This is a genomic window from Nocardia vinacea, from assembly GCF_035920345.1.
GTDB lineage: Bacteria > Actinomycetota > Actinomycetes > Mycobacteriales > Mycobacteriaceae > Nocardia > Nocardia vinacea_A.
Genome location: NZ_CP109149.1, coordinates 8,777,099 through 8,801,590 on the forward strand (window position 1 = coordinate 8,777,099; position 24,492 = coordinate 8,801,590).

The following is a 24,492-nucleotide window of genomic DNA, read 5'->3' on the forward strand; positions in this document are numbered from 1 at the left end:
CAGGCACTCAACGGCCTTCTCCCTCAATCAGGTTGATCCGCTCAAGCTTAGACCGCCACCTCCTGACAAAGCCGTCCGCGAGGGTAGGTTCCAGATCTGTTGCGCTGCCCGCAAGCCACCGTCGATACTGCTGGTTCTCCCGTTCGGCCCCTGTGGTCGTCGGAGGCGTCGCCAACAATGCACCGATGAGCCTTTCGATGTGCTTGGGAATTTCGTTGCCCGGTCCGCCCACACGCTCGAGCACCTCGGTTGCTTGCGCGGCCGCGAGCCTGCCGACGGCGATGCCGAGCTGCTCCTTCACCGCCTGAGCGGCCCCCTGGACTGCCTCGGGGAGATCCGAACGGTCGCAAAACTGGAAGCAACGGTCTGCAGCGGTGATCAGTGCATCCACGACATCGATGTCGAGCTCCACAAGGCGGAAGTTCAGCGGGTCGCGATCACGGTTGCTCGTGGAGAACGGATCGGGGGAGCCGACGACTGGTGCTTGCTCACTCAATTTCATCGGGTCGCCGCCATGAAGCGTTCGTGCTGCGCTCCCTTCGGTCCATCGCAGGCCGATGTCGAGAAGCCGCAATGTGGCAGGGCTCGGTGGTGCCGTGCCGACATGCGGATTTTCTATCCGAGCCATCGTCGCGACGGAGGGCCCACCCGCGACTCGCACGTCCGGCCGCGACCACCCAAGCTCCTCGCGGCGCCTGGCCACGATCTGACCGAAACGCTCTTGCACATCCCGCGTTACCACGGGGCGAACCCTATTCGACCCATGCTCAATGCTCGTCCTCTCCACCCCGAAACTGTGGCCAAAACATCACGAGGCACTCATTAGTCCGGCACGAAAGCTCACAAGATCTTCACGGATATATCAACGCAACTCATGATACGTTTGCGGACGTCAAACTGCTAAAACATTGAGAGAAGTCAACCGTGCACTGTTGAGCGACCGGAGCTGACGTCGGAAACTGAGCAGTACTCCGGTCAATGTGGGGAGCGCTTTGACCCAGCGAGGAGACCGCAATCCTGTGTGGCCGTGGATCGCCATCGGCAACACATCCATTGGCTGTGTCAGCCCGGCCCTGTTCATGCAGCTGCTCCCGGCGGGCGGCCGAGATGTCTGCTTGGTTGTGAGGGCGGGCATCCTTTCTGTGAACGAAACTTGAACTGGGTCGTTCGGATGGTCTGCTCTGGAGCACCGTTCCGAACGAGGACGGATCGGGGGGCAATCATGGACCGCTAATGAGCCAGCCCGGCTATCTATCCGCCTCTCTGCAATCGGGGGAGGGTGTGCCGACAATGATCAGGACGGGGCATGAGCTGGCGAAGGATTATGGGCCGCCGCTGCGGGCTGCCAGGCCGGCACTGTCAGCGGTGGCTCGACTGCTGGTGTGACGGCTGCGTTTCGCGAGCCACGCCTAGACTGGAATGCGGGGTCAGACCTGTATTGTCTGACCCGTCAAACATGCTGAGCGATCAATGGGCGATTACCCCCGACCGAGCCCCGGACCGATAAAGAGACCGGTTCGGGGCTCGATTGGTTACAACTGAGGGCAGCGTATCCCCGGGTTCTCACCGAGCCCAACATGCTCTGCTCATCCGATTCTTACTCGGGTAGTTACGTCGCCCCTTCCGCTGCTTTTCGGCCGCGGTCGCTTGTGTAGATGCCGACTATTCGGTGGTGATCAATCCCGAATCGATCCAATGACGCACATCAGTCATTTCGATTCGGCCGTCTCTGACGAGCTCGCCTACCGTGACGGATGAATTGATCTCTGGGACGAATCTCAAGAATCTATTGTCAGTACAGTATCCAGTGTAGTCATGGTAATATCCCGATTCAAGTGAGGCTGCCCAGGGTGGAATCCGAATTGTGGAGCTGAGCTCCACGGCAGGCGCGGCTGAGAACGTCGCTGAAGGCTGAGGGTCGCAATTTAGGATTGCTTGCTCATAACCCCGAACCATGGCGGTGAGCGAGTAACGTTCGATGAGCAGCTCCCGCAGTTCCTTCGACACGCGCTCGTGTTCACCGATGATCTCGGCGATATGATTGGCGGCCTGGTCCCCCCGTCCGGGATCGATTTTGCGCACAAGATCATCTGGAATCGATGTTCGCTGAGCCCCCACGCGGGCTATAACGACCGGTGTGCCGGACAAGAGCGATTCGATGTGTACGTTTCCAAAGGCTTCGGGAACCGTGCCGACACACAGGGTCGCCACACCGATGGAATAGTAGCTCGGCATGTCACTGGCCGAAATCCACGGGTGCGTATGAAGTTTATCAATTACGCCGAGCTCTTTCGCATAGTGTTCAACATCAGGTGGTAACGTCAAATGCCTGGGCGCCTCGGTGCCGAACCTTGGAGCTTCCCACGCTGGAATGAGCAATCGCAGCCTGGAGTATTGATCCTGAGATAAGAGGCTTTTCAGGGTGTGCACGACATCGATCGCTGCAGTAATCCCCTTATCTGGATCCGATCGGTGCGGATAGAGAAGGCAAAGATCTTCCTTCGATACACCGATTCTTGCGCGAAGAGCATCCGCAATGACGGGTGTAAAGTGTTTCGAGGAAAAACCATTCGGGACGACCTGCAGCGAGTTACTTGGCACTCGCCGGATGCGTCTAAAAACCTCGCGTATGCATGATCCAGTGTAGTCGGATACCGCGACGAGACGGTCCCGGGTGAAGTTGAGAACACCGGTCACGGCCTCGTGATATACGAAGTCGTGAACACTGTGAATAATCGAGCATTCATCGCTTATGTCTATGTAGGGGAGATTGGCACCATGAACGTAAAAAATGTCGCTTCGCTCGATTGTCCTGCGGATTTGCGCGATTGCAGAGGCGTGTGATATTGGATCTGCCCATAGAGATCCCGACGGCTTTTCCAACAACATCGGTGCTACGGGGACCACGCTGACGCTCGGCATCAGTTCGAACGGCTTGGACCTATCGACGGTTGCTGGATGATGCAGTGTCGTTTGTACTCCGAGCGCGGTGAAGTACTCCAAGATATTGATCAGAACTGCGTTAGAACCGTCAAGTACGTTTTCCGAGGGTGCGATTGGCCGCAATTGAAATACGGCAAGCCGAAGGCCATGATACGCAGAGTTTTTTGCCGCTGACATAGGTGAAGTACCAACTTTCAATGACGCAAGTCGAATCGATCGGCGTCGACTGGTCTGGGCGTGCTGTCCAGGATGCGGTGCTCAAACCCGTACTACGAGCGACCGCTCTCGGGAGCCGGATGGTCCGTCAAAGCTGCCAGGACGAGGGAATATGTCTGCTCAGGATCGCCCTCCGTGCTGGCAACCACAGAGACAGACTGTGTGGTTTCGACATATTCCAGCAACTGATCGTGCAAGGCCTCGAGATATGCCGTCCCGCCCCATTGCTCGACGCAGCGAAGGACATGCTGGCTCCACAGATCGGCGCCCTGACGGCGCATAAACCGGTCGAGTGAGGAGTCTTTACTGTCTAACAGGGCGATCTGGCAAAACTCGGCTTCATTTTGTGCTGCGACGCTCTGGAATTCGAGGATCTCATGTCGATGACCAAGGAAGTATGGAACTATGACGTCGCGCCCACCTCGAAGATGCGCCGACGCCATCGCGAGAGCGACGGGACGCAGAATATCATGGGTTGGCTGATTCAAATTCAGCCAGTCGCCAACAAGTTCCTGCAAGCGGTCGATGTCCAGATTGAGAACCCCGGGATGACGCTGCGTATACAGTGCTGCAAGCGTCGACTTACCCACTGCCGGCATGCCGTTGAGATGGATCAAGCGCGGCATCGCAAATCTCCTTATCTGTCGACCAATGGGATCGAGAACTGATGGGACTGAGAATTGAGCCAGGTCTCGACTCTTCAAGAGTATTCACCGACCACGAACAGTGGCACGGTGATGCGCGGCTGTCTACACGTCGACCCGGAATGCCAGTTCTGATGAGCTGTTTCGACCGATGCGTTGGTTCGCGGTCAGCTCCCTTGTGGCTGATCTCAAGCGATCATATAGGTGAACTTTTCATCGCGATCGACTGACCCGCCTCATCACCTTGAGTGCGAAGCTTGTAGACGACAGGCTCGTATGTTCGATTCGACGTCCTCGCTCTCAACAGCGTCCTGAGATGAATGCCTCGACGAGAAGGCCTTCGACGTCTATTCATCGAGGTTCTGTCGTGGACACCATATACTGCCGTGTTGGGGGAGTACGTCGGCAAGCGTCCAGATTTCCTAGTTCTCGGGTTCGTCGAAATTTTCGGCTCGGAAACTGCGTGCATTGAATGATGGTGTCCCAGGCTCATGGAGTCGGGATGGATTGGATGAAGGATGATATATTCGACAAGGGCTTCATTCTCTGGTGACAGGAGTATAAGCGCCCCCGCGTCATGGTCTCAGCTTGGTATGTGGCGAACTATCTTGAAATCCCAGCCATACGATGGGTTCATGAATATGCGGTTCGCACTGCCAATCCCAAACGGATTGACCTATGAGGGTATAGTGCGGATACTCGTAGAGGTCGTCTCATGCCACGAGGCACTCCGAACAATTCACCCCACAACAACCGATGGAGAGCTGACTCAGGTCGTGGCGTCGCGTGGAGATCTGCAGTTAGAGATCATCGAAAATACGGTCGATGAAACGGCGCGTGAGCTCCTTGACGGATTTGTAAGCACGCCATTCAAATACGCAACTGAATGGCCTGTGCGCTTCGCAGTGTTGGTACGTGAAGGTCAGATCGATGGGCTGTTCGTCGTGCTATCGCCTCTCGCCATCGACTGGTATGCGGAGAACCTGCTGAAGCGGGAGCTCGCTTCGCGGCTGCGCGGATACCACTCCACGAAGGCAGAGGGGCTCCCACTACGACCCGTGGATCGAGCGCTCGAGGAACGCTCTCAGGCGGGCCGATCGCGTAACCGCCTCGCAGTGCAGCGGTGGTCCAGGTTCGTCGACGAGTTCGACGTGACCAACTTCCCGAGTCGGCGTGGCGATGACCGTGCTCCCCGGTGGACCAACGCCATACTTCGGTCCAGCGAGATGGTGGTCGCCGTCGGACAGCTGGCGGACCGCTGCCAGGTGAGTGTTCCAGCGGTCTATCACGCGGCCTCGGCTGTGATGATCTCTGCCTTGTCCGGGAAAGATATCGCCGTGATGCACAACATGGGTGCGAATCGGTTCTCGACAGCGGAGATGGCGTTTATAGGGCGACTCACGCAAGCATCCGCCGCGGCTGTGCGGGTGGCGAACTCTCCGTTCGAGGAGGTCATCCGGCGAGCCTCCGTGGCCGGCATTCGTAGCTATGCGATGGCTCACTACTCAACGGCAGACGTCGATGCGATCGTCGACGCGGACCTATTCGACTGTTTCCATAACAACCTCTTCGAAGACGGTGTAAGGCGGCCGACCCTCACCGCCCGCAGCCCTGAGTGCGGGCCCGCTGAGGCAACCTCGAAGATCGTCGACACCCAGACGGCGCCGTTCAGTACCCACCAATTCGCCGTTGAGGTGGCGCACCAAGGTAAACAGGCCGAGATGTCTCTGCTGGCCGATCATCGCTACCTGCCGATCTCGGACCCCAGCCGGCTCTTGATTGCGATGGATGCGCTCATTTTACGTGCGGCTGTTGATCCAATTGGGACGCCTGCAGTCGTGCTCGCGCACGAGACGCTTGGAGCGCAATCTGGCCGACTGGAAGCCGGTCGACAGCACATCGGGTGATCCTTCGGCATGAGGCGAGGGTGCCCGAGCGATGTCCAACCGGCGGGGATACCCAGTTGGACACGTCGGTCGAGGAGAACTTGTGGCAAGCCATTGAGACTGGCCCTCGAACCCGCATACGCCGCGTTGTGGTGTTCACCGTGTACTCCCGAATCTGCGGTGCCCAACCGAAGGAGCCGTCGCTTCCGCCCTGGTGCCTGTGCCCGACGGTCTGGTTAGGTGGCACGTGTTCATGGTTCTCGCCGACTCCCATAGGTATCCAAGGTCACCGCTCTCACCACTGATATCGATGGATTGAATTAGGTAGGAAACAATGTCGCAAAAGCCTCGAGATGCCACCGAGATAGAATTATGCTGCATCTGGCAGACAGTTTTGCGCGAGTATGTATCGGACATCGATCTGAACTTCTTTGTCGATCTCGGTGGAACCTCCGGCGCTGCAGTGCGGGTGATCATCGAAATCCAGCGGGTGTTCGGAGTTCACCTCAAGATCTCCGAGCTCGTGTCCGTGCCGACCATACGAATGCTGGCCAACAGATTGGCGGGGGAGGGACTCCAGGGCCGCAGCAGTCCGATCGTAAGCATCCAAAAGGGGGCCGACGAGACGCCGCTTTACCTCTTCCATCCGCTGCCCGGAACGCTCGTGAAGTACTGTGATCTAATTCGATCAATTGGATCGGCTCATACGATCTGGGGGCTCCAATCATTAGGGATCGAACAGGGTACCGTGCCGCTTGACACTATCGAGGAGATGGCGGATTCCTACGCCTCTCATATGCTCAAGGAGCATCCCGGTGGGCCTTGGCGGCTTGCCGGATACTCTATGGGCGGCAACCTTGCAGTTGAGGTTGCGAGACGGTTGAATCAGAAGGGGGAGGACATCGATCTTGTTTGCGTGCTGGACTCCGGCTTGTCAGCGGTTGACACCGATGTCGAGCCTGTCGACGTCGACCTCGTGAGGACCTGGTCGATATACCGGCTCGCGCATACAATGCTCGATCTCGATTTCGCCACAGAGGTTCTTGATGGTATGCCCTATCCCCGCCAGATCGAAGAAGTGGTCAAACGCGGACGGAACAGTGGGGCGCTTGCAAATGACTTCCATATCGAACAGTTCTTACGATTTGTCGATGTGCGGGTCCGAAACTATCTTGCAATAGTGCGATATCAACCTGAGGGCTTTTACCGTGGATCGATGGTCCTGATACGCTCGTCAGGGGCAGGCTCGCAGGACCAATTCAATGGATGGGCTGGGTCAGTCGGTAGCATCGAGTTGCATGAGATTCCGGGTGACCACTTCTCGATGATGTACCCTCCGGGCGTGCAGAGGGTAGCTGCGATAATCCGGAGCAAGTTGCTTCGCGAGGGCTTGTCTGATGTCTGAAGCTGATCCGTAGGAAGTCCGCGAACCGGGCAAGGGCGAAGTGGTGAGGCGATTACTGATCCAGGCGGGGATCGAGTGTTGTGATGAACACGTTTCACTGTAGGTAAGAGGTCACATGTCTAATGGTCATTGGGACAAAGTGCCACTATTTGCACACCTCGATGGGCCTGACTTCGGCTTGGGTATTGCTGATAGCGATGCTTCATCCATCGGAAATCGATCCCGCATAGTAATACTTGGAAAATGGGTAGGGTTCGTTAAGCGTGGGAGCGCTGAATCCGGCATTCTCGAGTCCTTCGGCCAAATAAAGAAAGCGAACCCCGGTACTCAGGTCTACTTCCCTTGGTCGGCATGTGACTACTTCCCGCGATTCTATGCCTCCATGTCGGGAAATCGGCAGTGTGAGGACTATGCACTCCGCATCAGGCGAGATGGGAAGCTGCATACTCCGACATCGGGTCATGCTGATGCATTGCTGTGGGATACGTCCAATCCTGAAATGCGCGAGTGGTGGGTAACGACGATAGCTGACGAGGTGCGGCGGGAGGGCTATGACGGAGTTTATGTCGACGGCATTAAACAGTTCGTGATGAGAAAGAACGAAGCGGCGCGGTACATCGGTGCTCGGTTGGCCCATGATCTCGCTGCCGGTGTCGATGAGATGATGGGAAAATTGCGGTGTGCGTTGATCCCGCTCGGTACCTCCATCCTTTATAATGGCGCTAAAACAAGTCCACAATGGCCGGACGGTGGGACACGATTCGCCGATAACGGTCTGGCGGACGGTGTGCTTTTGCAGTCGTTCGGAAGAAATTCTTCGCCCTCTCCAGAGCCGGCGGCGATGGCGGCGGACATGGATATTGTCGCGAGGCTCTCATGTCGTCGGCGAATTGTTGCTTTCACCGCAGGGCCGGACACGGTGCCGGAGTCTGCTGCCGCTCTGGAGTTCTCTCTCGCCTGTTTCCTGTGCTGTGCGGGCGAGGACGCCTATTTCCGATTTGCGGATCCGGGCCTAGACGTTCGCTCGTGTGCCATTTACGACCGCGAGTTGGGGCCGCCCGAATCAGGCGTTCAACTTATTGACGGCAAGATGCGATACGCGCGAAACTTTGAGAATGCGACGGTTGAAGCCGACCTCGTATCGCGCACGGCTCGCATCGTGTGGCGACACACCTAATACTGTATTTTCTGACAATCATCGACGAGAATGATAGAAGGCGCACCTGGAATTGCAGGTGACATGTGGCCGCCGCAACTCATCGCAGCTCCGGCCACCGCCGGTGACATAAAGTCATTCTGTTGCAACAGTTGTTCGACACCCTGAGAGAGATATTGCGATATGGTACACCTTGGCAGTCATGAGTCAGTGGCAAAACAGCGCGACACTCTCGCCATCCATGGTGGCACCCCAGTCCGTGCAACGAATCGGCGATGGCCGGCTTGGCCAATACCCCCGAAGCACGCCAGCGAGGCGCTTGCTGACGTACTCGCCAGCGGGAGATGGACTCTGACGAGTGCTGACGGCCACGAGCTCTTCGAACGCCGGTTCGCACGCATGTTCGCCGACTACGTCGACGTGCAGCACTGCATTCCGGTCGATCATGGGTCAAGTGCGCTTGTCGTTGCATTGGAGGCGCTCGGTCTTGACTACGGAACGCCTGTGTTGGTACCCGCGCTGACCTGGGTAGCCACTGCGAGCGCCGCGTTCCGCGCGGGGCTGCTGCCTGTGCTCGTCGATGTCGATATCGCCACTGGGTGTATCGGACCCGAGTCGATTGACCTTGACGTTGGTGCACGAGCGGTAGTACCTGTGCACCTGGCCTGTGTGATGGCCGACGTACCCGGAATTTCGGCGATAGCAGAGCAGCAGGGTATCGCGGTGATCGAGGACGCCGCCCAGGCGCACGGTGCTGAGTGGCTCGGTCGGCCCGCAGGGTCGCTCGGGCAACTCGGATGTTTCAGTATGCAGCAGTCGAAAGTCCTCGCCGCCGGTGAAGGTGGGGCCGTGGTCACCGACGACCCAGGGCTGGCACGGATTTTGGAAGAGCTGCGCGCTGATTCTCGGAGCTATCCGGCGGCGCCTCTGGGGGGCGGAAGGCTCGAACTCGTCGAAACGGCGACAACGATGGGTGCCAACTTCTGCCTAAACGAATTCAGCGCGGCGATCCTATGCGGTCAACTGCCAGAGCTGAACGCCCAGCACGCTAGGCGGAACAGCAACTATCGCCTGATCACGGACTTGCTGGCTCACGTCGATGGCGTCCGTGTGTTGCAGCCGCGCGCAGAGCAGACCCAGATGTCGATTTATCAGGGAGCCTTGATTTTTGATCCACTGCCATGCGGCATGTCGAACAGCCAGATTGCAGAGGCGCTTACAGCGGAGCTCGGTGTTCTCTTCCATGCCCCGAGGGACCCGCTTAACCGCAGTCGGCTATTGCAACCCTGGTCCAAGGCCGGAGTCGGACCACTCGCTCTCGAATTCCAGCAACTGCATAGAACTCGGGAATACCCGAATGCAGAGTACTTCGCCCGGCACGCAGTGCTAACGCATCACAGCTCCTTTCTTGGCGACGAAGAGGATATGGCGGATATCGCATCGGCGGTTGTGAAGGTGATCATGTCGAGCCGTCGCGCTTGACCGGTATCGAAGCACTCTATCGAGCAGGTGGTGAGGTATGCGCGAGGGAGCCCTGTTCCTTGCGAGCCAGGTACTAGCCTCGAATGGATAGTATCTATCTATATTGAAAGGCAAGTATGCGTATCGGTCATCTGCGTTCTTTCGGCCGATCGCAGATCTGAACCGAAAGTACAGGAGCTCAAGGTTTCAATGACTGACATCGACAGCGGAATCCCATCTCTTCCGGGAGAAGCATCCCTTATAAGCTATCGAGATGATTTCATGCGCCTTTCGGCGACTCGAACCGATAGTCAAGAGATAATCGTCAGCCGAGGTGTGCTGTCACCACATAATCGAGTATTGTCAGATCTTCTGGAGGGGCGCCGAAGTCTGTTTGTCGTCACGCCGTCTGTCGATAGATTCTACGGAGATGCACTTCGGCAATGCATCGATTCAGGACTATTCAATCGCGATAGCAAGGTTGTGTCACTGAATTCTACCGAGGCATCCAAAGACCTCGACGCGGTCGGTGACTTATGCAATCAGTTCAAGCACTTCGGGCTTGGCCGCAATGCGCCGGTAGTCGCCATGGGGGGAGGAGTCTGCCTCGACATCTCAGGGCTCAGCGCCGCGCTTTATCGCCGCGGTGTACCAAATATCAAGGTGCCTACGACCCTTATTGGTCTCGTCGACGCGGGGATAGGCACGAAGAATGCCGTGAATCACCGTGGCCACAAAAGCATGTTGGGTACATTCAGCACGCCCTTAGCATCGGTTCTGGACAGCACCTTCCTTGCGACGCTCCCGGCTCGGCACTTGCGGAACGGTTACGCGGAGATGCTGAAGATGGCTGTTATCGCTGATCACGCACTGTTCAAGATTCTGCGTGAGCACGGCCGCGAACTGATCCAGGGGAAGTTCCAAGGCTCTCATGGTTTGACAGACGAAGTCGTCATGAGATCGGTTGGTTCGATGCTTCAGGAGCTTTCACTCAACTTGTATGAAAGATCCGACTACAGACGTAAGGTGGACTTCGGTCACACGTTCTCGCCGTATATCGAGACTGCCTCTATGCATTCGATCCTTCACGGTGAGGCTGTAGCCATCGATATCGCGTTGTCGACGCAGCTTGCGTGGAATCTGGGCCTTCTGAATATCGCCGATCGGGACGCGATCTTGGAGTCCTTGAAGGCTGTCTCGCTTCCTTGTTTGTGGGAAGGCATTGACGTCGGTGGCATGTATTCATCGCTCCGGTCCATACGACAACATCGTGGCGGCAGCCTTCATCTAGTTGTTCCAGACGGGATCGGAAGCTGTGTCTTCATCGAAGACGAAGACTTCGATCCCCGTCTACTCGCTGCCTGCGTGGACCAATTGTCTAAGTCCGATCGCCGTTGATCATGAGAAGCTTTTGACGAGTGCAACGTGCCCGTCCGAACCTAGGATGTTACCCGTGTCTCATTCACTCTTTCATCACCCGTATTGGCTGTCGGCTACCGACTGCGACTTCGAAGAGTTCTGCTCCATTGTGGAGCGCCCGGTCGACATCAGCGAATTTCGGTTTGCTGACCGTGTTGAACGGCGAGTGCTGATTTATGGTGAGAAGTGTAATACTGGCGTGCTGACGGGACCGGATCGCTTGGCGATTCAGGCTGAGATCGCGAGGGCATTGGGCGACGGGCCCGGGATAGTCGTGTTCAAACATGCCTACGAACCTGCGGTATTGGATCGGGCATCGACATTATTCTTCGATCTAATCGACCGCCAGAAGACCCTCGACAGTGATGTAGGCGATCATTTCGGCAGCCCCGGTTCCAATGACCGGCTCTGGTCCGCTGTTGAGAAGCTCGCGGTTGAGGACGCCGAATTGTTCTGCGACTATTTCAGCAATGACGTAGTCGCCATGGTTTCTGCTGCCTGGCTTGGCCCGAACTATCAAATAGTATCCGAGCCGAACTCGGTCAACCCGGGGAGTCCACCACAGGTCGGGCACCGTGACTACCACCTTGGCCTGATGGACATCGAGTATGGATCGCGCTTTCCCGCCCATGTTCATCGGTTCTCGTCCGCACTGACACTGCAGGCAGCGGTTGCACATGTGGACATGCCTATCGAGACTGGGCCGACGAGATACCTTCCAAACTCCCAGAAGTTCGACGCAGGATTTCTCGCGATAAATCTTCCGGATTTCCGCCGCTATTTCGAGGATGAGAACACGCAGCTTTCTCTTGAGAAAGGTGACATTGTCTTTTTCAACCCGGCAGTCATCCATGGCGCGGGTGAGAATTCGACGACTGACGTCAAGCGAATGGCAAACTTGCTGCAGATATCATCGGGTTTTGCTCGAGCGGCGGCTACCGTCGACAACGAGAGCATTGTCTGCGCGATATACCCGGCATTGCGCAAACGGCGTGCAGCAGGCAATGACGTGAGAATGATAGATAATATTCTGGCCGCCGCGGCTGAGGGATATCCATTCCCCACGAATTTGGACCGCGACAGGCCTATCGGTTCTCTGTTTCCAGAGAGCCAACTCCTGCTCGTCAAGCGTGCGCTCGATGAAGACTGGGACGAGGCTCGACTCGTTGCCGAGCTAGCCGAGCAGGCATGGCGGAGGCGCAGCACGCTATCGAAGGACGACTCGCGTTGATTTCTGGACAGTCTCGCAGAGTTGCGATATTAATACTTCCACTCAAACTGGTCCTAACGATGAAAGGCAAATACAGTGCGGTTCGGAATAGTTGGGCTGGGGAGAATCGGCACCTTTCATGCAAATACGCTTCTGACGACACCGTCGGTCGGCGCACTGGTAGTCACTGACCTGGCGCCAGGGCGTGCCAAGCAGGCGGTGGAAAAGCTCGGCTCCGACCGCGTTGAGGTCGTTGATTCTATGGAGGCGCTGCTCGAAGCCGACGTCGATGGGATTGTCGTTTCAGCAAACACCGATTCGCACGCCGAATTGATTGCTGCGTGTGTCGATGCGGCGATTCCGGTGTTCTGCGAAAAGCCGCTGGCGAGCAGCTGCGCGGCCGGCGCCGTGCTCCAGAAACGTCTCGCAGGATCTGCCGTGCCGGTGCAGCTCGGGTTTCAACGGCGTCATGACATTGCCTTCGCCGCGGCGAGAACCGCAGTCAGGCAGGGCGAGCTGGGTTTCATCACCACCATCCGATCGACGACCCTGGACCCCGCACCGTATTCGCAGGAGTTCATTGAGTCCTCGGGTGGCATGTTCCGGGACTGCGGCGTTCACGACTTCGACGCCATCCGTTGGGTAAGCGGCCAGGAGGTGGTAGAGGTCTACGCAGTCGGCGCAAACCAGGGTGCTGCGTTCTTCAGCGATTACGGCGACGTCGACACGTCGGCGGTCGTTCTCACGCTGTCTGGAGGAACTCTGGCCCTGGTATCTAATACGCGCTACAACGGGCGCGGTTACGACGTGCGTCTCGAGGTGCACGGGTCGGAAGATAGTGTCGCTGCGGGAATCGATGACAAGTGGCCGATGCGGTCGACTGAGCCTGGTGCACGTTTCCCTGCAGAAGACCCTTATCCGTGGTACCTAGATCGTTTTCGCGACGCCTACCGAAGGGAAATCGAAGCCTTTGTGGATGTCGCAGCTGGAACTATTCCGTCGCCCTGCACGATCGACGATGGGCTCGAGGCCGACTGGATTGCCGAAGCATGCTTGACCTCCTATCGGGAGCGACGCCCGGTCCGGATCGACGAGGTGCGAATCTGAAGCCGGTGGGAGTTGCGCCTGTTCACCATCGCTCGAGTTGATTCCACGCCGTATTCAAATCTCTGACTGGTATATAAACTGAAGCCGGCACGGTGCTCGGACCCCCCAAATTTCCAGCATAGCCGCGGTTCGTTCGGAAAGATCGCATCCCCAGGTTCGTTTCGGGTATGTTGCGACACGTCATAGGAACTTCAATTTCATTGGATACCTCAATGCAAGAACAGCGGCTTGATACGTGCCTTCCACCCATCGTCTGTTGCATCGATGACCGTTATGTGCTTCCATTCTGCGTGTTGTTAGAGTCGCTGGCTCGCAGTAGCGCGCACTTCCATGGTGATCTTCAGATACTGGTTGTCCATGAGGTTCTGAGCGTTGATTCGAAGAAGCGAATCGACAGACATGCTAAAAGGCTCGGTCTGCGCGTAGAGTATTTTGCGGCGGATCCTGTAGACAACCGTTTCCCGACCGACGGTCCCCACCCGGGACAGTTCACGCATTCGGTCTATCTTCGACTGTTAATCGGTGACATGCTTCCCGCCGTGCCGCGTGCACTCTATCTGGATGCCGATCTTGTCGTATTGGGGGATATTCGGCCATTGCTCTTGAATCCTATGAAGGATCAGGCTATCGGCGCTGTTCAAGATCCAATCCAGTTGACTCTAGATCAGGGTTACGCCCTTCCAGGCTGGCAGGAAGAGGGAGTGCCCGGCGATCGCGAATATTTCAATTCGGGAGTGCTGCTCCTGAATCTTGAGGAGTGCCGCAGCCGCGGGCTGTTCGAGCGCGCGCTGAACTTTCTGGTTGACTTTCCCGAACGTGCCGCATGTTTAGACCAGGATGCATTGAACTGGGCATCGAACGATGAGTGGCTGCGCCTCGACCGTTGCTGGAACACGCTGAATTCCCAGACCTTCATTTCCTATTTCGGTAGTGACCATTTCGAGAATTCGGGTGCTGGAAGTGCTATCGAGTTGCTTCTGGAAGATGAACGGAAGGCCTCCATTCTTCACTTTGCCGGTCCACGCAAGCCGTGGAGTGCTGAATGCCCCGAGTCGGAAGCGGTATCTGTATATCGTCGTCTGCTACGCGTCGTGATGGAGAATGATCAGTGAACTCGGCGAATAATTCTCATGATCCAGCTGCTCCTCTGCGTTGGGGGATTCTCGGCGCCGCGCGGATCAACAAGGCCGGAATAGTCGAGCCTGCCCGGCTGGCCGGACATCGTCTCGTAGCCATAGCAGCTCGGGACCGCGTACGTGCGGAAGCGTTCGCGGGGTCCTTTGGTGTTGAACAGGTCTTTGACTCCTATGGCGCGGTTATCGACGCCGCGGAAGTTGATGCGATCTACAACCCATTGCCGAATGGGACCCATGGCTATTGGAATATGAAGGCCATTGCGGCCGGCAAGCACGTTCTGTCTGAAAAGCCGTTCGCCGCGAACGCCGTCGAAGCATCCGAGGTCGCCGCTCTGGCGCGTGCGAGCGGCACTATCGTCATGGAGGCGTTTCACTATTATTATCATCCGGTCGCGCGGCGGATGCGCGAACTACTCGCTTCGGGTGAGCTCGGCGAACTGCGCCACGTTGAAACGATTTTCGCGATCCCTGCGCCGAAGCCTGAGGATCCGAGATGGTCTTTGTCGCTGGCAGGCGGAGCAGCCATGGATCTCGGATGCTACTGTTTGCATGCGCAACGAATGTTGGCCGAGTGGGGTGGTGGCGAGCCAGTCTTGCTCGATGCCCGAGCTGGCTTGCGCGCCGGTCTCGTGGAAGTGGATGAATGGCTGGAAGCGGAGCTGCAATTCCCTTCTGGTGCCAGCGGCCGTGTCAAATGTGACATGGCAGGAACGCGGCGCCGCGCGACTTTTAAGATCGTAGGCTCGCTGGGATCGGCTGTTGCTTGCGAATTTGTTGAGCCGCATCTGGATGACAGGATCTTGGTTTCCAGTTCAGAAGGTGATCGTACAGAGCACCTGGGGACACGGGCGACCTACTCTTATCAGCTGGATGTGTTCATTGCAGCCGTGCGGGGATATGGCGATGTTCCGACGAATGTCGACGATGCAGTCGCCAATATGCGATTGATCGATCAATGCTACAGTGCGGCGGGAATGCGACCCAGACCTCGTTCGGAACCAGTAGTCGAGGGCTTGCGGGGCGCTTGATCGTGGATTTCAGGTCACAAACAGCGCTGTGCGCTGCCAGAGTTGAGAATCAGAAGCATTCTGGTCCAAATATTCACCGCCGAGAAATCAGATACCGCCGCTTACTCGTCGACTGCAACGGTTCGTGGCCTTACTCGACGCTCTGTAAGAGTCGGAATATTCGGCGGGTCTCGGGCCCGGGATGATGATGCGGACTGTACTAGATTGCAAGGTCCTGCGATATTCGATAAACTCTGAGGAGTTCGCAATGCCCATCACAGTCAGTATCCCGACGATTCTCCGTACGTACACCTCCGGTGAGAAGATCGTCGATGCTTGCGGCGTCACCCTGCGCGAAGTGATCGCAGATCTCGACGCTAACTATCGTGGTATTTCGGCCCGGCTGCTCGATGGCGGCCAGATAAATCGCTTTGTTCTAATTTTCGTCGATGACGAGGATGTTCGATTTTCGGGCGGCCTCGACACGGCTGTATCGGACGTTTCTGAGGTAGCGATTTTGTCTGCAGTTGCCGGTGGCGCTGTCGATGTCCGGAATCTTGCGGATTCCCTGCCTGCACACCTCCAGGGGGCTACCAGGGAGGATGAACGATGAGGTCCCTGCCGCCCTTGGTGGAGCCTGCGGCGGAGCTGACCCGGGACGAGGTCGCCCGCTACAGCCGCCATCTGATCATCCCGGACCTCGGTGTGGACGGGCAGAAACGTTTGAAGAACGCCAAGGTGCTGGTGATCGGCGCGGGCGGCCTCGGTTCGCCCGCGCTGCTGTATCTGGCCGCCGCCGGTGTCGGCACGCTCGGCATCGTGGAGTTCGACGAGGTGGACGCCTCCAACCTGCAGCGCCAGATCATTCACGGTGAGTCCGATATCGGTCGTTCCAAGGCCGACAGCGCGCGGGACTCGATTCTGGAGATCAACTCCGGAATCACGGTGGAGCTGCACAAGATTCGCCTGGAGCCCGACAATGCCGTCGACCTGTTCCGGCAGTACGACCTGATCGTCGACGGCACGGACAACTTCGCCACCCGCTACCTGGTCAACGATGCCGCCGTGCTGGCGGGCAAGCCGTACGTGTGGGGTTCCATCTACCGGTTCGAGGGCCAGGTCTCGGTCTTCTGGGAGGACGCCCCCAACGGTCGCGGCATCAACTACCGCGATCTCTACCCGGAGGCCCCGCCGCCGGGCATGGTCCCGTCCTGTGCCGAGGGCGGTGTGCTGGGCGTGCTGTGCGCGTCCATCGGCTCGATCATGGTGACCGAGGCGATCAAGCTGATCACCGGCATCGGCGACCCACTGCTGGGCCGGCTCATGGTCTACGACGCACTCGACATGAGCTACCGCACCATCAAGCTGCGCCGCGATCCCGAGCGGCAGCCGATCACCGAGCTCATCGACTACGACGCCTTCTGCGGCGTGGTGTCCGAGGAGGGCCAGGCCGCCGCGATCGGTTCCACCATCACCGCGCGTGAGCTCAAGGAGATGCTCGACGCGGGCAAGGACGTCGCCATCATCGATGTGCGCGAGCCGGTGGAATGGGACATCGTCCGCATCGAGGGCGCGACCCTGATTCCGAAGGACCGCATCCTCTCCGGCGAGGCCCTGGCCGAACTGTCGCAGAACACGCCGATCGTCTTGCACTGCAAGACCGGTATACGTTCGGCGGAGGCGCTGGCGGCGTTGAAGAACGCCGGCTTCTCCGATGCCACGCACTTGCAGGGCGGAATCATCGCCTGGGCCAACCAGGTTGACCCGTCACTGCCGGTCTACTGAGCGAGCAGATGCACCCACCTCATCGTCTCTGCGTATATCCGGCTTTGGCTATCGTCGGGTTGATACACACGCACAGTAGTCCGCTCTTGTTTCCCGGGAGATTGGACTGGCCGGAATTGATCGCGCGATTCGCGGGCGGTGGTCCCTTCGGGGCTCAACTGCGTGGCCGGGCTACGAATAGCGTTCCACGCCAAGAGGATCGATATCGCCGCATGCCTCCAAAGTAAGTCCGAGCGGCCCAACCTGAGTTTTATAGGCCGCCACCGCGCTGCGCTTCATCGCGAGGGAGTGTGCATCGAGTCGGCGATATCCTGACGGAGGAGTGGAAGAACAGCGAGACGCTAGTGCGAACCATTCTTCATCGATGCAATATGGCACCTCGGAATAGAACCTAAGGCTCCATTTGGTGTCATTTCTTGCTGCTAATATTCGGAGTGCTTCATTGACTGACCAATGGTCAGGATGGCGCGCCATGCCTGCTGGACCCCATACATGCGTTGCCGAATCTAGTAGAGGCTGGAGGATTTCGACGAACTCGGCAGAAGCTGCGGGCTTCTCTCGATACTGTGCTTCCAGAATATTCAGCCGGCCCGCCGACTGCGTACCGAGGAGGTCGAGTGCCTCGATGTCCTCGGTGATTCGTTCAGCGACACGCTCCGTGGAATCCTTAACCCCATTTTTCGCGTCCCACCAACCGATTGGGCTTCCAGGATCCGGGGCGCCCGCAAACACTGTCAGCACTTGGGCGGAATGATGGAGTATCGGCCAAGTTGACGATAAGACCGCGTCGTCCAGGTGTGGTGATACGACGATGTGCTTTTGGTGGGTTTCATCGAGCATAATGCCCTCCTCTGATCATTTCACATTGCCGTCGCGTCAAACACGGGCTTCAGGCAGTGTTCGAGATATGTGTATCGGTATTTCATGTTCAAGCAACCCTAGGTAGTCGTCTTGTGCAAGTCAATTATGTTTCCTTCATCTATCATGGATGGACGATTGGATGCTATTGGCATAATGTAATATGCGCCCGCTCGGTGTTGATAGTTATCACGCCGCGGTGGTAATGGCGCAATTGTCTGAGCATTGGAATTCGGGGACATCGATCGTGAGAGGGAAGCGGAATTGACGGCAGACAGAATGTTGGCGACCTGTTGGACAAGCGCCGGCAACACAGTGCCTGGAGGCGTCGACCAGCGCAGCCCCCTTCCACTGCTGGAACGGATCGAGGCCGCTGCCAGGGCGGGGTTCGTCGGCGTTGGTCTGCACTCGGTCGATCTCGATGAGATCGAGCGGACGTACGGACTGAACGGGACGCGGTCGCTGCTTAAGGATCACGGCATAGAAGTTGTGGAACTGGAGGGGATACCTGGTTGGTGGAGCGACGAACCGGCCTCAGATCGTATTCGCCGCCGAGTTCTCGACGCGGCTGAGACCTTGGGTGCTCAGCACATCAAAGTGACCCCGGACGATCGCGACCAGCCTTGGACTGTGGGCCTATGGGCGGATAAGTTCGCAAAGCTGGCCGCTCAAGCCGAAGGAGTGGGAGCTCGGTTGGGTATCGAATTCCTGCCATGGTCCAACATTAAGGATCTACATGCTGGCCTGCACTTCATCGATGAGGCAGGACATCGTAACGGCGGTTTGGTGATTGATATCTGGCACATGGAACGGAGTCACACCCCCGCGTCCGCGATCCTTGAGGTGCCACTGGCGCGCATCACGAGTGTTGAGCTGAGTGACGCGGCGGGCGACGTCGTGGGCTCGCTGTACGAGGACACGGTCCATCGGCGTCGCTATTGCGGCGAAGGGACCTTCCGTATCCATGAGTTCGTTCGTGCTCTCCGGCTCGTGGGTTGGCCGGGGCCATGGGGGATTGAGATCCTCTCAGAGGAGCATCGCGCCGCCCCGGTGCAGGCGGCGCTTGTCAGAGCATGCGAGACGGCTCGCCCGTTCGTCGAAGCACCGATCTGAGAAAGGTTGTCGGCTGCATGCTTGCTCCGGGCGTCGTGACACGTGCGTCGGATGTTGCCACGCCGGTGAGAAAGTAAGCGCAACAACGACCTTCGATGTTCCGCGGCATGCGACCAGCGAAAGCGCAGGCTAGCGCATCTTCCTCGCGCCCTGACGTCGTAACCGGTGCTGAGGGTAGGCCGACTGGGCTGGTCATCGGCCGAAAGGGCTATCGTGCACCGTGTTTCGGTGTTGCCAGGTGGCCGGTTCCGGTGACGTGCTTGGAGGCGGGTTGCCCTTGCGACGTTCGCTGCGTACCGGTTGGCTATGGGGTTTGATGCCGAGGACGAGTTGGCTTGCGAGCGTGTTGAGATAGGGCGTGCGAGGCAATGGGTCGCGTCACGGCCGAGCGCACCATGGCTGGTATCTGCGCTGAGGCCCGCAGGACTGCGGATCTGACCGTCAGGCCAGGTTTGGGCGCCGACTGGCGAGCGAATCGCCCTCCGCGCCAGTATCATTCCGATCCTGAGCCAGCGAGTTGTACATACCCTGGCGTTCGGGATACGTTCGAGTGGCCGTGGTTAAGGGGGATGCCGATGTGGCAGTTGTGCACTGGCAAGACGTCCGGGAACCCGTCGGTTGTCCGGCCTGGCGAGAGAATCTCCTGCCTCGCGCTGGCGGTTTGCAGACGTTGAGGTCAATGGTTGAGACCCATTCATCTAGCTCGCGTGTCCGTCTTTTCCAATCAATCCGATGAGCCTGGATCAGGCCCGATGCACGGGAGGCGTTCGACGAGCATGCGCGGAGTCCTCGGTTACCCAGGCGATCCCGACACAAGGGGGCCTTGGCGCTATTTTGTATGGCTGATCGCAGTGCAGTGGCAGCGGGTTCTGCTGGGAGTGACCCTCGTAAGCGCCTACATGATCTTGCTGACGCTACCGCCAAAGCTTGTCTCCCAAGCGATCGAGGGAATCCGGGAACGTGATACCACGGCGTTTCTTGGATACAGCGGGATCCTTCTCGGTATCGGAGTGCTGCTGTCTGTGCTATCGGTGCTTCAGTACCGGACGATGACGCTCGTTTGCGCTGACGCGTACATGCGGACCATCCGGCTGCTCACTCGCACTGTCACGCGGCTTGGACCTACGCTGCGCCAACAGATCGGAGCGGGTGAAGTCGTGGTCATTGGAAGCTCGGATGTTGAGCAGATCACCCAAACCCTGATGATCGCCGGTCCTGGCGTGGCGGGCGTCCTAGGCTACTGTGCGGTGGCGGTGGTCCTCGTGGGCATTTCTCCGATCCTCGGGGCTGTGGTGTTACTTGGTGTGCCATTGATGATGGTGCTGATGGGGCCATTGCTCCGGCGGTTGCAGCGAGCCGAGGTCACTTACCGCGACCATCAGGGGCGGTTAGCTGCGATGGCTGGCGATATCGTCGCGGGCCTGCGTGTGCTGTGTGGCATCGGTGGAAAGGAAGTATTTTCGGGACGGTACCGCATGCAATCCCAGCGGTTGCGCGATGAGGGATTTCGTGTTGCCGCTGTGACAAGCTGGATCGGTGCTGTTTCGCTGGCGCTGCCGATAATGTTCGTTGCTGTAGTGACCGGACTGGCCGCCCAGATGGCGGCGGCAGGTACGATCGGCGTCGGGGATATGGTCGCGGTGTACGGCTATGCCGTGACGCTGGCTGTACCGGTGAGATCTATCCTTCTCGGCGTCGATGATGTGGGGCGTTATCCTGTCCTGGCGCGAAGGTTGCTACGTGTCCTGACGTTGAAAAACACTGTCCCTGACGTTGGAGCCCAAGCATGGCCGGATGAGCCTGCCGAACTGTATGACTCCGTTTCCGGACTTCGAGTTCCAGAAAATGGCATGGTTGCCGTCGCTGCTGTGGACCGGGGCGATGTGGTTGCGTTGATGGAACGCCTCGCGCGGTTTAGTGACCCGGCAGCGATGTTGGGCTCGACGCCGCTGGAGGCCATACAGCTCGATGAGGTCCGAGAGCATATCGTACTGGTCGACAACAACGCATACCTTTTCACCGACTCGGTGCGTGAGATCATTTCCGGCTCGCGCGAAGTTGATGACTCGAGAATCGCTGCAGCTCTGAGGGTCGCCGCCGCGGAAGAGATAGTGGCAGGGTTACCGGATCGGGCGGCCACTGTACTCCCGGACCAGGCGACCACTCTGTCTGGTGGCCAGAGACAGAGACTCCGTCTCGCCCGTGGTGTTTATGCGGAGCCGGACATATTGCTGCTGATGGAACCTACCTCAGCAGTTGACGCTCACACTGAAACGTTGATCGCTACCCGGTTGTATGAAGCACGCCAAGGGAAGGTCACTTTGATTGCCACCACATCACCGATCCTGCTTGAGCGTGCCGATGTAGTGGTCTACCTTCCCCCAGACGGTTTCGCGATGGTCGGTGTCCACCATGAGTTGATCCGTGATCAGGCTGGGTATCGTGCCCTGGTATTGCGTGAAATGGCGGATGACGTGGCAGAAGCGACAATCAGGACACCGCAGTGACGGCGCGGTTGCCGATCGGCACTGCGGAGGCAGTTCGCACAGCAATCTTGCGGTTGATCCGGCGTGAACCCGGGGCTTTGACGGGCATTTTGCTCCTATACAGTGCCGCGGCGCTTGTTGGACTGGGCCCTCCGTGGCTGCTCGGATTGGTTGTGGACGGAATGCAGGCGGGGCGAGGGACCTCAGTGGGTTGGTTGCTTCCTGCGGTGCTCGGCTGTGCCTTGGCTCAGGTCGTGGTTACGCGATACGCGACCTACGCGGGACTCCGATTCGGTGAACGCACACTGGCGAGCCTGCGTGAGGATTTGCTCGACAGGGTGTTGGCGTTGCCGACGGCTGTGGTGGAGCAGGCCGGCAGCGGTGATCTCATGACTCGCACGACGACCGATGTGTCGCGGGTGGCCGTGGCGGTCCGCGATGCACTACCGGTGATGCTGATCGCAGTTGTGCGAGTCGCGTTTCTGATTGCTGCTGTGTTCCTGCTGGATCCGCTGCTCGGGTTAGGAGCGTTGACCGGCTTTCCATTGTTGTGGCTCGTCAGTCGTTGGTATCTGCGTCGTGCAAGGGCCGCGTATCTGGCAGAGGGCGCCGCAGCGACCGAGATCTCCGAGGCCTTGATGGCCACCACTACCGGGGCCCGGACTGTTACTGCGTTGCGACTGGAACAACAACGAATCAGCGTCGGCGACGCAAGCACAGCCTTGAGTCTCTCGGCTCAAATCCGCACGTTATGGCTGCGAACCTTTCTCTATTCGTTGAAAGATGTCGCCGGGGGTGTACCGGTAGCGGCAATTCTGATCGTTGGCGGGCTTTTGTTCCAAGCAGACGCCGTACCGCTCGGTGCGGTGGTCTCGGCCGCGCTTTACGTCCAGCAGCTTGCATCGCCTTTGGATACCATCGTCGGGCGCGCCGAGCAGCTACAGCGGGGCGGGGCGGCGATGGCACGATTGGTAGGCGTTCCGACTGCAGTTGCGCCTCAGCCGTTCGATGGTCGTGTCCCAGCAAACGATCTGGTGCAGTTGGAGGGGGTGCACTTCGCCTATCGGCCCGGACAAGACGTGTTGTCTAGGGTCAACTTTGACGTCACACCAGGGGAACGTGTCGCGGTGGTCGGACCGTCCGGTGCAGGGAAGACAACGCTGGCGCGCCTGCTGGCGGGAATAGAGCGGCCAACGGCGGGTGCCATCAGAGTAGGCGGGGTCAGTGTGTCAGACCTGTCGCCGGATGTGCTGCGTCGACAGGTCATGCTCGTCACACAGGAACATCACGTCTTCCTTGGATCGATTGAGGACAACCTCAATATTGCGGACCCGGCAGCGAGCGGCGATCGGTTGATGAACGCATTGATGGCGGTCGGCGCGGACTGGGTCGACGCGCTGCCCGACGGAATCCGCACCATGGTGGGACCCGGTGCTGTCGTGCTCGACGCGGCACAGGAACAGCAGCTCGCACTGGCCAGGATTATTCTGGCTGACCCTCGGATAGTACTTCTCGATGAGGCGACCTCGTTGCTAGATCCGCGCACCGCCCGGGAGGCCGAGAGGTCATTGGCGGCGGTACTCGCGGGTCGGACTGTTATTGCATTCGCCCATCGGTTGCATACGGCACGGGATTCGGATCGGGTTGTGGTCATTGAGAACGGGAAGGTAACAGAGATCGGCAGTCACGACGCTCTGTTGTCCGCCAACGGCGTATACGCGAGTCTTTGGCGAGCTCAGCACGGCACATGAGCTCGCTTGAGGTCGAACAGTTTGACACGATTTCGGCATTGGCGATCATCTCGTCGGGTGCCTAGGTCGAAGACCGCGCCAGAGTTGCGTACTACGCCTCGCGCTGAAAGCGGCGAGGGCCGGCCTCTTCCACGTAGGGTTGGAAGTCGATGTCAGCGAGGCACAAGACTTTGCGGATGCAGTAGGGCGAGCCGTGGATCTGGGCTGTCGTGGTGCCGCGGTTGCGCCTGCAGTGCTGATCGCGGTGCGGCGATCGGTCAGGTGCTCCTTTGCTGGAAGTCGTCCTTCCGGGCGCAGAATCATCCCGACCAGGTGTCTGTGATCGTGGTCGACAGCGAAAGATCTCTTCGTACAGTCGCATACACTTCCGAAGGTGCGTTCGCGAATTTCGGCACACTCGTAGCCATCGAACATATTCGATAATTCAGGAATAATCCGATGAAAGATTCCCGGCGGACGCTATTTTTCTGCTCATCTCGTGGGCCAATAATTGGTGATTTGAGCGAGAGTCAGCTAGGTAGGCGGTGTCGCAGCTATGTGACTCCTCGACAGTGTGCGCCCGCGCGAAGGCTGACTTCTGTCGTCTCGAGGCCAAGCGGTCAGATTGGCCCTTTCGCCACCAAGCGGTTCTTGGTCGATGTCGAGTGTGACGGCGCAACTTCATGCCATTGCGATTATCGGTCCGTCATTCATATGCTGATGACGGCGGTTCGCTAATCGAGCCGCAAGCCAAGGTGTCTGTGGTGCGGACAGGTACAGCTACGAACGGAGCTGCTTCAAATGTGCGACCGCTGACCTAGACGGTATATACCGGCGCCCTGCCATCGCGGTCATGAAGGGAATGTGATCACGATGCGTGCACCCGGGCGACGTTCCTGACACGAGCCTCGGGAGGCCGCAAGACTTGAG

17 protein-coding genes and 1 pseudogene are annotated in these 24,492 nt (G+C 58.3%); 14 read left to right on the forward strand and 4 right to left on the reverse strand.

The features are described 5' to 3' along the window. Window positions 1–7: 7 nt before the first annotated feature. From OIE68_RS39720 to OIE68_RS39730, 3 genes are all read right to left on the reverse strand, one after another. Window positions 8–502 (reverse strand): hypothetical protein, encoded by a 495-nt coding sequence (locus OIE68_RS39720; RefSeq protein WP_327096037.1) that lies wholly within the window; start codon window positions 500–502, stop codon window positions 8–10. Between the two features lie 1,160 nt (window positions 503–1,662). Then, window positions 1,663–3,003: a glycosyltransferase family 4 protein gene (locus OIE68_RS39725; protein WP_327096038.1), complete on the reverse strand. Its 1,341-nt coding sequence runs from the start codon at window positions 3,001–3,003 to the stop codon at window positions 1,663–1,665. Window positions 3,004–3,212: 209 nt separating this feature from the next. After that, window positions 3,213–3,785, reverse strand: a complete 573-nt coding sequence (locus tag OIE68_RS39730) for an AAA family ATPase (protein WP_327096039.1) — start codon at window positions 3,783–3,785, stop codon at window positions 3,213–3,215. A 536-nt stretch (window positions 3,786–4,321) separates the two neighbouring features. Here OIE68_RS39730 and OIE68_RS39735 point away from each other — a divergent pair. The 11 genes and pseudogenes from OIE68_RS39735 to moeZ all read left to right on the forward strand — a co-directional run bounded on the left by OIE68_RS39735 (window position 4,322) and on the right by moeZ (window position 17,375). Beyond that, window positions 4,322–5,710 (forward strand): condensation domain-containing protein, encoded by a 1,389-nt coding sequence (locus OIE68_RS39735; RefSeq protein WP_327096040.1) that lies wholly within the window; start codon window positions 4,322–4,324, stop codon window positions 5,708–5,710. Window positions 5,711–6,023: 313 nt separating this feature from the next. Then, window positions 6,024–7,094, forward strand: coding sequence for a thioesterase domain-containing protein (locus tag OIE68_RS39740; protein ID WP_327096041.1), 1,071 nt, complete (start codon window positions 6,024–6,026; stop codon window positions 7,092–7,094). Window positions 7,095–7,209: 115 nt separating this feature from the next. Next, entirely contained in the window at window positions 7,210–8,271 is a 1,062-nt protein-coding gene (locus OIE68_RS39745) for a putative glycoside hydrolase (protein ID WP_327096042.1), read from the forward strand. Between the two features lie 162 nt (window positions 8,272–8,433). Continuing rightward, complete coding sequence (locus OIE68_RS39750; protein ID WP_327096043.1) at window positions 8,434–9,732, forward strand: DegT/DnrJ/EryC1/StrS family aminotransferase; 1,299 nt, start codon at window positions 8,434–8,436, stop codon at window positions 9,730–9,732. Window positions 9,733–9,921: 189 nt separating this feature from the next. After that, window positions 9,922–11,109, forward strand: a complete 1,188-nt coding sequence (locus tag OIE68_RS39755) for a sedoheptulose 7-phosphate cyclase (RefSeq protein ID WP_327096044.1) — start codon at window positions 9,922–9,924, stop codon at window positions 11,107–11,109. A gap of 55 nt (window positions 11,110–11,164) precedes the next feature. Next, window positions 11,165–12,361, forward strand: a complete 1,197-nt coding sequence (locus OIE68_RS39760) for a phytanoyl-CoA dioxygenase family protein (RefSeq protein WP_327096045.1) — start codon at window positions 11,165–11,167, stop codon at window positions 12,359–12,361. Window positions 12,362–12,436: 75 nt separating this feature from the next. After that, window positions 12,437–13,447, forward strand: coding sequence for a Gfo/Idh/MocA family oxidoreductase (locus OIE68_RS39765; RefSeq protein WP_327096046.1), 1,011 nt, complete (start codon window positions 12,437–12,439; stop codon window positions 13,445–13,447). Between the two features lie 212 nt (window positions 13,448–13,659). Further along, window positions 13,660–14,559, forward strand: a complete 900-nt coding sequence (locus OIE68_RS39770; protein WP_327096047.1) for a glycosyltransferase family 8 protein — start codon at window positions 13,660–13,662, stop codon at window positions 14,557–14,559. After that, complete coding sequence (locus OIE68_RS39775) at window positions 14,556–15,611, forward strand: Gfo/Idh/MocA family oxidoreductase (protein ID WP_327096048.1); 1,056 nt, start codon at window positions 14,556–14,558, stop codon at window positions 15,609–15,611. Before OIE68_RS39770 ends, OIE68_RS39775 begins: the two co-directional genes overlap by 4 nt. A gap of 247 nt (window positions 15,612–15,858) precedes the next feature. Then, window positions 15,859–16,128: pseudogene (locus OIE68_RS39780) on the forward strand (MoaD/ThiS family protein); the annotation flags it as partial. Between the two features lie 71 nt (window positions 16,129–16,199). After that, the gene (moeZ, locus tag OIE68_RS39785; protein ID WP_327096049.1) at window positions 16,200–17,375 is read left to right on the forward strand and encodes an adenylyltransferase/sulfurtransferase MoeZ; all 1,176 of its coding nucleotides are present in this window, start codon (window positions 16,200–16,202) and stop codon (window positions 17,373–17,375) included. Between the two features lie 171 nt (window positions 17,376–17,546). Here the strand turns inward: moeZ and OIE68_RS39790 are convergent, their stop codons facing one another. After that, window positions 17,547–18,215, reverse strand: a complete 669-nt coding sequence (locus tag OIE68_RS39790) for a PIG-L deacetylase family protein (protein WP_327096050.1) — start codon at window positions 18,213–18,215, stop codon at window positions 17,547–17,549. A 243-nt stretch (window positions 18,216–18,458) separates the two neighbouring features. Between OIE68_RS39790 and OIE68_RS39795 the strand changes: the two genes are divergently transcribed. The 3 genes from OIE68_RS39795 (at window position 18,459) to OIE68_RS39805 (ending at window position 23,583) form a co-directional block, all read left to right on the forward strand. After that, window positions 18,459–19,346, forward strand: a complete 888-nt coding sequence (locus tag OIE68_RS39795) for a sugar phosphate isomerase/epimerase (protein WP_327096051.1) — start codon at window positions 18,459–18,461, stop codon at window positions 19,344–19,346. An 899-nt stretch (window positions 19,347–20,245) separates the two neighbouring features. Further along, window positions 20,246–21,853, forward strand: coding sequence for an ABC transporter ATP-binding protein (locus OIE68_RS39800; protein ID WP_327096052.1), 1,608 nt, complete (start codon window positions 20,246–20,248; stop codon window positions 21,851–21,853). Beyond that, window positions 21,850–23,583 carry an ABC transporter ATP-binding protein gene (locus tag OIE68_RS39805; protein ID WP_327096053.1) on the forward strand — a complete coding sequence of 578 codons (1,734 nt, stop codon included), beginning with the start codon at window positions 21,850–21,852 and terminating at the stop codon, window positions 23,581–23,583. Before OIE68_RS39800 ends, OIE68_RS39805 begins: the two co-directional genes overlap by 4 nt. Window positions 23,584–24,492 lie beyond the last annotated feature (909 nt).

Excerpts from the sequence above, each read along its gene's own strand:
- OIE68_RS39720 (WP_327096037.1), bottom strand. The coding sequence starts at position 502 with ATGAAATTGAGTGAGCAAGCACCAGTCGTCGGCTCCCCCGATCCGTTC.
- OIE68_RS39730 (WP_327096039.1), bottom strand. The coding sequence starts at position 3,785 with ATGCCGCGCTTGATCCATCTCAACGGCATGCCGGCAGTGGGTAAGTCG.
- OIE68_RS39735 (WP_327096040.1), top strand. The coding sequence starts at position 4,322 with ATGATATATTCGACAAGGGCTTCATTCTCTGGTGACAGGAGTATAAGC.
- OIE68_RS39740 (WP_327096041.1), top strand. The coding sequence starts at position 6,024 with ATGTCGCAAAAGCCTCGAGATGCCACCGAGATAGAATTATGCTGCATC.
- OIE68_RS39745 (WP_327096042.1), top strand. The coding sequence starts at position 7,210 with ATGTCTAATGGTCATTGGGACAAAGTGCCACTATTTGCACACCTCGAT.
- OIE68_RS39750 (WP_327096043.1), top strand. The coding sequence starts at position 8,434 with ATGGTACACCTTGGCAGTCATGAGTCAGTGGCAAAACAGCGCGACACT.
- OIE68_RS39755 (WP_327096044.1), top strand. The coding sequence starts at position 9,922 with ATGACTGACATCGACAGCGGAATCCCATCTCTTCCGGGAGAAGCATCC.
- OIE68_RS39770 (WP_327096047.1), top strand. The coding sequence starts at position 13,660 with ATGCAAGAACAGCGGCTTGATACGTGCCTTCCACCCATCGTCTGTTGC.
- moeZ (WP_327096049.1), top strand. The coding sequence starts at position 16,200 with ATGAGGTCCCTGCCGCCCTTGGTGGAGCCTGCGGCGGAGCTGACCCGG.
- OIE68_RS39790 (WP_327096050.1), bottom strand. The coding sequence starts at position 18,215 with ATGCTCGATGAAACCCACCAAAAGCACATCGTCGTATCACCACACCTG.
- OIE68_RS39800 (WP_327096052.1), top strand. The coding sequence starts at position 20,246 with ATGATCTTGCTGACGCTACCGCCAAAGCTTGTCTCCCAAGCGATCGAG.